This window comes from Actinophytocola sp. (assembly GCF_036402745.1).
Taxonomy (GTDB): domain Bacteria; phylum Actinomycetota; class Actinomycetes; order Mycobacteriales; family Pseudonocardiaceae; genus Actinophytocola.
The window spans coordinates 1-11284 of the sequence record NZ_DASWSJ010000156.1 but is presented as its reverse complement, the minus strand read 5'-3'; the positions used below and the strand labels follow the sequence as shown (position 1 = coordinate 11284).

The 11284-nt window shown below is 71.6% G+C and carries 8 protein-coding genes; 3 read left to right on the top strand and 5 right to left on the bottom strand.

Annotated elements, in window-relative coordinates; translation table 11 throughout:
• On the top strand, positions 1 to 277 hold a 277-nt coding region (locus VGD70_RS15400), incomplete at its 5' end, for a hypothetical protein (RefSeq protein ID WP_331082134.1).
• A gap of 362 nt (positions 278 to 639) precedes the next feature.
• On the opposite strand, the gene VGD70_RS15395 is transcribed toward VGD70_RS15400, so the two are convergent.
• From VGD70_RS15395 to eccCa, 5 genes are all read right to left on the bottom strand, one after another.
• Entirely contained in the window at positions 640 to 930 is a 291-nt protein-coding gene (locus VGD70_RS15395; protein ID WP_331082133.1) for a WXG100 family type VII secretion target, read from the bottom strand.
• A gap of 64 nt (positions 931 to 994) precedes the next feature.
• Positions 995 to 1309: a WXG100 family type VII secretion target gene (locus VGD70_RS15390; RefSeq protein ID WP_331082132.1), complete on the bottom strand. Its 315-nt coding sequence runs from the start codon at positions 1307 to 1309 to the stop codon at positions 995 to 997.
• Between the two features lie 234 nt (positions 1310 to 1543).
• Positions 1544 to 2128 carry a hypothetical protein gene (locus VGD70_RS15385; protein ID WP_331082131.1) on the bottom strand — a complete coding sequence of 195 codons (585 nt, stop codon included), beginning with the start codon at positions 2126 to 2128 and terminating at the stop codon, positions 1544 to 1546.
• 32 nt (positions 2129 to 2160) lie between these two features.
• Positions 2161 to 3948 (bottom strand): type VII secretion-associated protein, encoded by a 1788-nt coding sequence (locus VGD70_RS15380; RefSeq protein ID WP_331082135.1) that lies wholly within the window; start codon positions 3946 to 3948, stop codon positions 2161 to 2163.
• Between the two features lie 96 nt (positions 3949 to 4044).
• Positions 4045 to 8043, bottom strand: coding sequence for a type VII secretion protein EccCa (eccCa, locus tag VGD70_RS15375; RefSeq protein WP_331082130.1), 3999 nt, complete (start codon positions 8041 to 8043; stop codon positions 4045 to 4047).
• Positions 8044 to 8189: 146 nt separating this feature from the next.
• Here eccCa and eccD point away from each other — a divergent pair, with 146 nt between their 5' ends.
• Both eccD and mycP read left to right on the top strand, forming a co-directional pair.
• Positions 8190 to 9593: a type VII secretion integral membrane protein EccD gene (gene eccD / locus VGD70_RS15370; protein WP_331082129.1), complete on the top strand. Its 1404-nt coding sequence runs from the start codon at positions 8190 to 8192 to the stop codon at positions 9591 to 9593.
• Positions 9594 to 9774: 181 nt separating this feature from the next.
• Complete coding sequence (mycP, locus tag VGD70_RS15365) at positions 9775 to 11226, top strand: type VII secretion-associated serine protease mycosin (protein ID WP_331082128.1); 1452 nt, start codon at positions 9775 to 9777, stop codon at positions 11224 to 11226.
• Positions 11227 to 11284 lie beyond the last annotated feature (58 nt).

Here is an 11284-nt window from a genome sequence, read left to right as displayed (position 1 = left end):
GCGCGACGGCATCACCCAGGCGATGCGCTCCGCGATGGTGCCGGTGACGATCAAGCTGACCGCGGACATGGAGTTCACGGGCTTCGAGATCCGCGGGAAGGTGGCCGACGGGGACGCCGAGCCGCTGGAGCTGCAGGTCGGTTACGAGGTGCTGGGCTCGTCGTCCGCGGCCGACTTCCCCCCGAAGCCGGCGGCGAAAGAGGTCACGGCGATCACCGACCAGAAGGCGGCGGACAAGTTCTGGGAGGACTTCAACGCTCGCGACCCGGGGAACTGAGTCCGCTCCGGGCTGCGCTCTCCTGGCTGCGCTCTCCGGGCTGCGGGGCGTGGCCTCCGGCCCCCGAATCCAGCCTACGGGCCGGGTACCGACAGTTCCGGGTGGCGGTGGACCGGGCTGTGGACGGTGCCGCGGGTTGTCCACAGCCCCGGCTCACGTCGACCGAAACTGTCGGTGTCCGTCATTACGCTGGATTCCGGGGGGCCGGAGGCCGCCCAGCCCCACTTTGTCCGGGACTCGCCGCGGTCGGAAGCCAGAGCGGAAGCCGCGCCGGCCCGGGCTCTACTTCGGATCTGGGCTTGGACAGCTGTGGGGCCCGGGAGGATGTCCCGGGCCCCACGGCAGCGTTGTCTTGCGTCAGCTCACCAACGGTTGGTGTTGGTGCGCTCGCCGTCCATGTAGTCCTCGGCGGCGCGCTGCACGGCGGTGCCGATCGCCGCGAGGACCTGCTGCAGGTCGGCGGCGGCCTGGTCCCACTGGGACTGGTGCGAGTTGTAGGCCTCGGACGCGCCACCGGTCCAGGTGCTCACGAGCGGCTGCAGGTAGGACTTCAGGTCGTCGAGCGAGCTCTGGACCTTCGCGGCCTGCGTGCTGATGTTGCCGGCAGCCGCCTGGAGACTGCCGAATGAAACCTTGATTCCGCCTTCAGGCATTTCTGTATCCCCTTTGTGTCTCGAAGTTCGCTGAGTGGCAGTTCAGGAAAGCTGGTGGTCGACGTCAGCCGTCGAGCTGGGCGGAGAGGTTGCCGAAGATGTCCTGCTTCGACGACTCCTGCTCGTGGTACGTGGAGCCGGCGGCCTGCAGCTGCTCGGCGATCGCCTCGAGGGCCTGGTTCAGCTTGGTGGCGTCGTTGTTGAAGCGGTCCATCATGTTGGTGAACGCCGTGGCCGCAGCGCCCTGCCACTCACCCTGGAGGCTGGCGACCTGGTCCCAGACCTGCTTCAGCGTGCCCTCGACGTCCTCCTTCACGCTGACGACCTTCTTGTGGGCGTCGGTGAACTGGGTAATTTCTCCTGAGTAACCGTCAGGCATTGGGAGCTGCCCCCTTCGTTCTTGGATCGGGTCGTACGCCTTCTTGGTTCGTACGCCTCTTGCGACGTAGACCCTGCCATGTCCGGTTCCACGTTGTCGCCACCTGATCGGAGGTCGTTGCGAGCGTGAACGCCGCACCTCCAGCGTTCGGGGTTCGTGGCGAATGGACAACGCGGTGACCGGAACTTCGCAGCCACAACGACGTTTGCCCCCGCAACCCCGAAAAACAACGTTCTAGCTGGGGGTTTGCTCGTCCGAGGGCTCGAAGACGGAGTCCGGGAAAGCATCCGGACGGTAGGATTCGACGGTCGCATCGATGAGTATTCGCTGTTGCGAAAAGTCCTCGTCCTCGTCACTCGGCCGGGTGTTCTCCGGCGCCGGTGAATCGATCCCGGCCTCGCCGGCCTCGTCCCCGTCGGCGCGGGTCTCCGGCCCGTCCGAGGGGGTGTCGTCGAGGTCGACGAGCACCTGGTGCTGGGAGAAGTCGTCGTCGTCCGGCCGGGGTGCGGGGTCCTCGGCGGGCAGGCGGGCCAGCAGCCGGTCGGCGTCGGGAAGCTCCTCGACGGTCAACCCGTTGGCGTTGCGGAACTTCGCCGCCTCCTCCCGCGGCTCGGCGGTGGTGGGCTCGACCTCGCCGCGGCGAACTCCGCGCAACCGTCCCGTTTTCGCCTGCTCGGCCAGCTCCCTGGTCCGCCGCTGGAAGTCGCCCGACTGCGCCTTGGCCTCGCTCGCCGCGCGGCGGGCCCTGGTGAGCGCGGCCGCGACCTCCGCCGAGAAGCGCGCCCGCGCCGCGCGGAAACCGCCGTCCTGCCCCGTCATGTCGGCACCTCCGCGGCGAGCGTAGCCAGGGATCACCCGGTAACGGTCAACGTTCGCACAACGGTCTCACACGCCTGGGCCACCTGGTCCCGCGCGCCGCCGCCGTCGGCGTACTGGCAGCCGACGCTCACCTGGGTGCGGCCGTCGAACAGCACGTACCAGTCCACTGTGGCACCACTGAGCGACTCCCGGTACGCGATGACCTTCCGGCCGCCGAAGGACGCCTTCTCGTCGAAGCCCGCGAACGTCCTGCCGGCCCGGTCGAACTCGGTGCGCAGCCGGCCGACCGCGCGGGAGCGGTCGGAGCTGCTGTCGAACGCGAGCCGGATCTCCTCCACGAGCACCCGGTCGTTGCCGGACTCGTGGCCGGTCGGCTTGAGCTCGGTGCGCAGCCGGTCCGGGTCGCCGCCGGTCTGCAGCCAGCCGTCGGGCAGCGCGAACTGGTACTCGTACTGCGCGATCACCCGGCTTGGCGCGGGCCCCGGCGAGGTGGGCCGGGCCTGTGGCTCGGGGTCGCCGCCGCTGAGCGCGACCACGAGCGTGAGCACCGCGGCGATCACGACCAGCGCGGCCGCGCCGGCCAGCAGCGGCCGGGCCCGGCCGCGGGAGCGGGACACGGGTGGCGGAGGCACCGGCGGCAGGGGTGCCGGCGCCGGCGGCCGGGGTGGGACGGGTGGGCGACGAGTGTCCGGTGTGGTCACCTCGTCGCCTGCGGGCAGCCGGCCGGTGCCCTCGGCCTCGCCGGCCGTGGCCCGCAGCGCGCCGCGGGCCACGACGGTCTCCGGCTGGTCCAGCGAGGTCGGCACGACCCCGGTGCGCTGGTGTACCAGCCGGGACACCAGCGGGATCCGGCTCGACCCGCCGACCAGGAAGATCGCCGTGAGGTCGGCGGGCTTGAGGCCGGCCTCGCGGATGGCGGTGACGGTGAGCTCGGCCGCCCGGTCGAGCTGCTTGGTGATCAGCCGCTCGAGGTCGTCGCGGGTGACGTGGGCGTCCGGGAACGGCGACGGCATCGGCACGTCGGTGTAGGTGTGCCGGGACAGCGTCTCCTTGGCCCCGCGCACGTCCTGGTGGATCACCCGGCAGCGCCGGCGGTCCGGGAGCTGGCGGCCCTCGATGAGCGTGCGCCACGCCTCCTCGTCGATGCCGGACACCACCGAGCCGACGTGGTCGAGCAGCAGCTGGTCGACGTCCGCGCCGCCGAACGTGGGGTCGCCGCGGGTGGCCAGCACCTGGAACGGGGTCCGGCCGGACGGCACCGCCCGCACCACGCTGACGTCGATCGTGCCGCCGCCGAGGTCCAGCACCGCGAGCGCCGGGGCGCGGCCGCGCGGCGGGCCGGTGGGGAAGCTCGCCGTGTGGAACACCGCCGCGGCGACCGGCTCGGGCATCAGCACGATCCGCGGGGCGAGGCCGGCCGCCGCGTCCCGCAGCACCCGGGTGCGCCGGCCGCCCCAGTCCGCCGGGTGGGTGAGCACGAGCTGGTCGACCGGGACGCCGCCGGCCACCCGCCGGGCCTCGGCGACCGCGCGAACGAGCACCGCGGTGATCGCGTCGCGCACCTGCACCACGCTGGCGCCGAGAAGCAGCTCGGTCTCGTCGATCCGGCGCTTGGGGTGCGGCTCGTAGCGGGACGGGTCGACCGCGGCCTGCCGGTCGGCCTCCTGCCCGACGAACAGCGTGCCGTCCGGTGCCGCGTACACCGCCGAGGACATCAGCGGGCTGCCGTCGACGGCGACGACCTGCGGCTCGCGGGCCCGCACGGAGATCGCGATGCAGGTGCTGGACGTGCCGAAGTCGACCGCGACCCGCAACGTCATGCCCACGCCCCAAGGGTCTCGCACGCCGCGAGCCCGCCGGCGGCGGGCCACCGGGGGCCCGCCGCCGGCGTGGGTCTCGCGGCATCACGCACCAGGTCAGATCTCCGGCGGGATCCAGGCGACCTGCATCAGCTGCTGACCGGCCTTGCGGCTGACCATCGTGCCGCGGCCCGGGGGCAGCGCGGTGGGCCGGACCGTGCCGATGAGCTGGCCCTCGTCCTTGCTGCCGGAGCCCTGCAGGCCGGGGCTCGCGATCTCCTTGAGCTTGCCGAGCACCGGGTCGTACAGCGCGCGGGCCGCGCCACCGGTGCGCCGCGTGGCGATGATGTGCATGCCGACGTCCTTGGCCTGCGGGATGAACTCCGCGAGCGGCTGCAGCGGGTTGTTGCCCTGCGGGCAGACGAGGTCGTAGTCGTCGACGATGACGAACAGGTCGGGGCCCTTCCACCAGGACCGGTTGCGCAACTGCTCCTGCGTGACGTCGGGCCCCGGCAGACGCTTGCGCATCGACCCGGTGATCTCCTGGATCATCCCGGTGAGCTGGTTGCTGGACACCGCGTAGCCGAGCAGGTGGTCGGTCTTGACGAAGCCCAGCATCGTGCGCCGGTAGTCGACCAGCAGGATCAGCGCGTCCTTCTTGGTGTACCGGTCGACGATGCCCTGCACGATGGTGCGGAGCAGGTTGGTCTTGCCGGACTCGCCGTCCATCAGCGCGAAGAAGTGCGGGTCGGCGTCGAAGTCGAGGTACATCGGCGCCAGCGCGTCCTCGTTGACGCCGATCGGGATGGCCCGGCCGGGACGCTGGCCGTCCAGCGACAGCAGCTCCTCGTAGGGCAGCGTGTCGGGCAGCAGCCGCACCTGGGGTGCGCGCCGCCCGCGCCAGGCGCCGTTGATCTTGGCGATGGCGTCCTGCACGCCGGCCGCCACGTCCTGGTCGTTGCTGGACCCGTCGACGCGCGGCAGGCCCACGAGGAAGTGCAGCTTGTCCCGGGACAGGCCGCGACCGGGCTGCCCTGCCGGCACGTTGACCGCGACCCGCCGGTCCACTTCGGACTCGCTCGGGTCACCGAGGCGCAGCTCGAACCGGGTGCCGAGCAGGTCCTTGAGCGCCGGCCGGATCTCGGCCCACCGGTTGGCCGAGACGACGATGTGCACGCCGTAGGACAGGCCCTGCGCGGCCAGGTTGAGCACCTGCGGCTCGATCATCTCGAACTCCTGGCGGAAGTTGAGCCAGCCGTCGATGATCAGGAAGACGTCGCCCCACTTGTCCTCGGTGAGCTCGCCGCGGCGCTTGCGGTTGCGGAAGTCGGTCATCGAGTCGATGCCCTTGTCCCGGAACAGGTGCTCGCGCTCGGTCATGAGCCCGGCGACCTCGGCGACCATGCGGCGCACCTTGTCCGGGTCGAGCCGGCCGGCCACCCCGCCGACGTGCGGCAGGCCCTGGAGCGTGCCGAGCGTGCCACCGCCGAGGTCGACGCAGTAGAACTGCGCCTCCTCCGCGGTGTGCGTGAGCGCCATCGACATGATCAGCGTGCGCAGCATCATCGACTTGCCGGACTGCGGGCCGCCGGCGACCGCGGCGTGCCCCGCGGCGCCGGAGAAGTCCGCCCACAGCAGGTCGCGGCGCTGCTCGAACGGCTTGTCGATGAGGCCCAGCGGCGGCTGCAGCCGGCCGTTGCCGAAGAAGCCGACCGGCGACAGGCCGCGGTCCTCGGTGGGCTGCAGCGGCGGCAGCAGGGTGTCGAGCGAGTTCGGCGTGTCCAGCGGCGGCAGCCACACCTCGTGCGCCGGCGGGCCCTGGCCGATGAGCCGGCTGACGATGACGTCGAGCTCGCTGGGCTCGGTGGGGTTGTTGCTCTCCGGGCGGCGCTCCTCCTTGGGCGCGTCGGCCGGCAGCTCCGGCTCCTTGGGGATCTCGACGTAGTCCGGCACGAACAGCCTCGCGCGCCGGTCGCCGCTGATCGGCGCGGCCGGGCCGACCGCCTGGATGCCGGCGGGCCGGTACGGGCCGGAGACGTAGGACGCCTTGAACCGCACCATCGTCGAGGTGTCGAACTTGAGGTAGCCCGAGCCCGGCACCGAGGGCAGCTCGAACGCGTCCGGCACGCCGATGGCCGCGCGGGACTCCGCCGCGGAGAACGTCTTCAGACCGATCCGGTAGGACAGGTGCGAGTCGAGACCACGCAGCTTGCCCTCCTCCAGGCGCTGCGAGGCGAGCAGCATGTGCATCTGCAGCGAGCGGCCCAGCCGGCCGATCGCGACGAACAGGTCGATGAAGTCGGGCTTGGCCGACAGCAGCTCGGAGAACTCGTCGACCACGATGAACAGCGCCGGCAGCGGGTCGAGGTCGGCGCCGTTCTCACGGGCCTTCTCGTACTCCCAGACGTTCTTGAAGTTGCCGCCCTTCTTGAGCGCCTCCTGGCGCCGGTTCATCTCGCCGGCGAGCGCGTCCTTCATGCGGTCGACCAGGGTGAGCTGGTCCTGCAGGTTGGTGATCACCGCGGCCACGTGCGGTGCTGCGTCCAGCCCCAGGAACGTGGCGCCACCCTTGAAGTCGACGAGCACGAAGTTGAGCGTCGACGACGAGTGGGTGGCCAGCATGCCGAGCACCAGCGTGCGCAGGAACTCGGACTTGCCGGAGCCGGTGGCGCCGATGCACAGGCCGTGCGGGCCCATGCCCTCCATCGCGGCTTCCTTGATGTCCAGCTCGACGGGCTGGCCGAACTCGCCGACGCCGAACGGCACCCGGTAGCGGTCCCGCATCGGCCGCGGCCGCCAGGCCTGCTGCACGTCGAAGGTCATCGGGTCACCGGGGATGTTGAGCAGCTCCAGCAGCGTGGGGTTGGACAGCAGCGGCTCCTCGCCGCCCTCGTCGGCGGCCGTCGCGCCGAGCCGGTACGGCGAGAGCTTGCGGGCCAGCGCCTCGGCCTCGGCGGCGGTCATCGTGTCGGGCTTGGCGAACCACTCGACCCCGCTGGCGCTGCGCGCGCCGAGCCGGTCCTCCTCGACCACGAGCCGCAGGCCGCGGCGGGCGGTGAGGTTGCCGAGGCTGTCGGACAGGTCCATCAGCGTGACGCCGACGAGCCCCTCCTCCAGGAGGATCTGCTCCTCGCGGGTGACCTCGCCGTCGTCGATGACGATGAGCACCTGCGGCTGGTCGGGCTGCGGCGGCGCGTTGCGGGTGAACCGCTGGCGGTCGCGCAGCTCCTCGTCGAGCCACTCCTCGACCTGGGAGAGCGAGCCGGCCATCATCCGCAGCTGGCCGATGCCGTCGACCATGGTGGGGTGCTGGGAGTGCGGCAGCCACTTCGCCCACTCCCACTCCTCCTTGGTCCGGCCGGAGGTGACGACCGCGATGAGCACGTCGTCGGGGGTGTGGAAGGTGACCAGCTGGCCGATGAGCGCCCGGGCCAGGCCGCGGGTGAGCTCCTTGTCGCCGGCCAGGCCCACCGCGGCGAACCCGCGGATGGCGATCTGGATGGGCAGCTCGGGGACGATCGAGTGGGCCCGGACGAACCGGCGCAGCGCCAGGGTGGCGATGGGCTCGAGCTCGTCGACCGGGCCGGTCTGCGGCGGCACCAGCCGGGTGGCCAGGCGCTGGCTGCCGCGGCCTGCCCGCAGGTGGCAGAAGTCGGGGTCGGACTGGCGGCGCTCCCACATCCGGCGGCTGGTGGCCATCGACCACAGCGCCTGCGGGTCGGGGTGGACCCACTCCAGCGCCGCCCGCTGGTCGAGCGAGGCCTCGCGGGCGCGGTCGCGCATCTGGCCGAGGTAACGCAGGTAGTCCTTGCGGTCCTCGTTCATCTCGGCCTTCTTCTGGCCGCCGCCGCGTCCCTGGCCGAACATCCCGACCATCGAGAACATCATCATCATCGGGAACAGCAGCGTGACGGGGTTCCGCGCGGCGCCGCCGGCCGTGAACATCAGCGCCACCATGCCCAGCATGGCGACGACCATGACGACCGGCATCAGTTTCATGAGGACGTTGCCGGGAATGACGCGGGGCACCTCTGGCGGCGGCTCGAGGTGGACCTCGCCGCCGGGCTGGCGTGGTGCGGCCAGCCTGGGTGACCGCTTGAACTGCAGCGTGCTCACCGGAACGCCCCCGTCGTGTTCAGAACCTGTCGGACCACATCTTGCGGAACCGGCGTACACGCCGGAACCGGTACGGCCATACTAGGGGCCGCCACCGACACCAAGTGGTGGTTATCGACGTTCGCGGGACAGTGAGGGGGCTGACGGTGGCAACCGGGACGACGGTGTTCAGCCGAGTGACGGTGGTGGCACCGAGAACGCGGATCGACGTCGCGCTGCCTGCCGGCGTCGCGGTGGCCGACCTGCTGCCGATGCTGCTGGAGATGGCCAAGGAGGCCACCCCGGACGGCGGGGCGCGGCACGGCGGCTGGTGCCTGGCCAAGCTGGGCGACGCGCCGCTGGACCCGAGCCGCACGCTCGCCTCGCTCGGCGTCGTGGACGGCGAGCTGCTGCAGCTGCGCCGCCGCGCGGAGAACCCGCCGCCGCCGCTGTACGACGACGTGGTCGACGCGATCGCCGAGTCCTCTCCGGACAGCTACCGGCCGTGGACCAAGCAGACCGCGCGCCGCATCGGCTACATCGCGGGCGCGCTGGCGCTCATCGTCGCGGCCGTCACGGTGCTCATGACCGGCCCGCTGTTCGGTGGCTCGCACATCGGCGCCGCGGTCACCGCGGGTGCCGCGGCCGTGGTCGCGGTGGCGCTCGGCGCGGTCATCGCGCGGGCCTACCAGGAGGAGACCACCGGGGTGCTGATCGCCGCGGCCGGCGGTCTGCCGATGGCGTTCGTGAGCGGGCTCTACATCGTGCCCGGCGCGACCGGCCGGGCGAGCCTGCTGCTGGCCAGCGCGCTGGTGGTCATCGTCGCCTCGGCGTCGATCATGCTGATCGGCGCCGGTGTCACGACGTTCGTCGCGGCCGGCACCGCGGCCATGATCGGCGTGGTGGCCTTCGCCGTCGGCACGCTCATCGCGCACCCGGCGGCGGGCATCGCCGCCGGCACCGCCGCGATCTCGCTCGCCGGCCTGTCGATCCTGCCGCGGCTCACGATCCAGCTGGCCCGGCTGCCGCTACCGAACGTGCCGGGCAGCGCCGAGGACCTCAAGGAGGACACCGGCTTCCCGGACTACCGCTCGATCGAGCGCCGGGCCGGCCTCGCGCACGAGTACATGACCGGCATGATCATCGGCTGCGGCGTGGCCGCGGCCATCTCGGCGATCATCACCGCCGGCAAGGGCGACGCGTGGGCCATCGCCATGGCCGTCGCCGCCACGCTGGTGCTACTGCTGCGGGCACGCACCTACGCCAACGGCAGCCAGGCGATCGCGCTGCTGGCCACCGGCATGCTCTCGGCCGCCGGCATCGTGATCGGCTGGCTGATCGGCGCGGACACGTTCGACCGGCTGCTGTGGGTGTTCGGCTCGCTCGTGCTCATCGCGGCGGCCTCGCTGGTGCTCGGCGTGATCTTCCCCGACCAGCGGTTCTCGCCGCCGCTGCGGCGCACGGTGGAGATCATCGAGGCCATCTGCATCGCGGTGCTGCTGCCGCTCGCGCTGGCCGTGATGGACCTCTACGGCGCCCTCCGGCACGTCAACATCCTGTCCAGCAGCTGATCGTGCGAGCGCGCCTCACCCGCCGCCTGACCGCGACCGCCGCCACCGCACTGGTGGCCGTGCTCGGGTCGGGCGGAGGGCTCGGCCTACTATTGCTGACGTCGTTCATCGTCCACACCGTCCGCCGCCAGCGGCGGGATCGCGTCGGTCCCGCATGACGCCCGCGAAGGATTCACCCGAGATGGCCGTTACCCGAACCAAACGGGTGTTCTCCGTCGTCGCCGCGATGCTGGTTTTCGCGACCATGCCGGCGGTCGCCGCCGCGCAGCCGTCGACCCCGTCCGCCCCGCCGGCCGCCGACCAGGGCTTCGCCAAGCCGCCGCCGCTGCCTGCCGGCTTCCCGGTGCCCACCGACGACGGCAAGCCGGACAAGGCGTACACGCAGAAGACGCAGTGCGTCGCCTCGCGCGGGCAGACGGTGGAGCTGCAGCACAAGCCGTGGGGCCAGGACGTGCTGCGGTTCGACGAGCTGTCCCGGTTCGCCACCGGGCGCGGCCAGAAGGTCGCGGTGATCGACACCGGGGTCTCCCCGCACGACTACCTGGCCGGCCGTCTCGAGGGCGGCGGGGACTACGTGGTGGAGGCCGAGAACGGCCTGCGTGACTGCGACGGGCACGGCACCGAGGTCGCCGGCATCATCGCGGCGGACTCCAAGCGCAAGGACATCGGGTTCCGCGGCATCGCGCCGGGCGCCACGATCCTGTCGATCCGCCAGTCCAGCGCCAACTACCACTTCGAGGACCAGGCGAACCGGGCCAACAGCGTCGACTCGGCCGGCAACCTGGGCACGCTGGCCAAGGCCATCCGCCGGGCCGCGGACGCGGGCGCCACCGTCATCAACATGTCGGTGGACAGCTGCCGGCCCACCTCGGCCGGCCCGATCACCGAAGCGGAGAAGCAGGTCCAGGCCGCGCTGCGGTACGCGGTCGAGGTGCAGGACGTGGTCGCGGTCGCGTCGGCGGGCAACCGTGGCGAGAACAACTGCTCCGAGCAGAACGGGCCGGACCCGAAGAACCCGACCTACATCGTGACGCCGCCGTGGTTCTCCGACTACGTGATCTCGGTGGCCGCGATGGACCGCAACGGCGACCCGGCCGACTTCTCGATCCAGGGGCCGTGGGTCAGCGTGGCCGCGCCCGGCACGGAGATCACCTCGCTCGACCCGGCCAACCCCACCGGCCTCGCGAACCAGACGGTGACCAACCAGGGACAGGCATCGGCCATCCAGGGCACCAGCTTCGCGGCCCCGTACGTGACCGGTCTCGCCGCCCTGGTCCGGGAGCGCTACCCCGACCTCAACGCCAAGCAGGTGATGAACCGCATCAAGGCGACGTCCTCGCACCCCGCGGCGACCGGTGGGCACAACAGCCTGGTCGGGTTCGGGATGATCAACCCGATCGGGGCGTTGACGACGATGATCCCCGCGGAGGAGGGGATCCCGCCGGACTCCGCGGTCGAGGTGCCGTTCCAGATGCCGCCGCCGCATCAGCGGAACTGGTCGCCCATGCGAGTCGCCATGATCGGGTCTGGTGGGGGGCTCGGTCTGCTGTTGCTGACTTTGTTCGTGGTGCATACGGTTCGTCGCAATCGACGGTCCGAAGAGGACCCGATGCAGGGTCGGCACCGGCTCTAGTCCGCCTCCCCGGGATCAAAAGTGTGCGTTGCGTCCCGGCGAATAGTGCGGGTATCGA

Coding starts and splice junctions, on each gene's coding strand:
- VGD70_RS15395 (WP_331082133.1), bottom strand. CDS start 930: ATGCCTGAAGGCGGAATCAAGGTTTCATTCGGCAGTCTCCAGGCGGCT.
- VGD70_RS15380 (WP_331082135.1), bottom strand. CDS start 3,948: ATGACGTTGCGGGTCGCGGTCGACTTCGGCACGTCCAGCACCTGCATC.
- mycP (WP_331082128.1), top strand. CDS start 9,775: ATGGCCGTTACCCGAACCAAACGGGTGTTCTCCGTCGTCGCCGCGATG.
- VGD70_RS15390 (WP_331082132.1), bottom strand. CDS start 1,309: ATGCCTGACGGTTACTCAGGAGAAATTACCCAGTTCACCGACGCCCAC.
- VGD70_RS15385 (WP_331082131.1), bottom strand. CDS start 2,128: ATGACGGGGCAGGACGGCGGTTTCCGCGCGGCGCGGGCGCGCTTCTCG.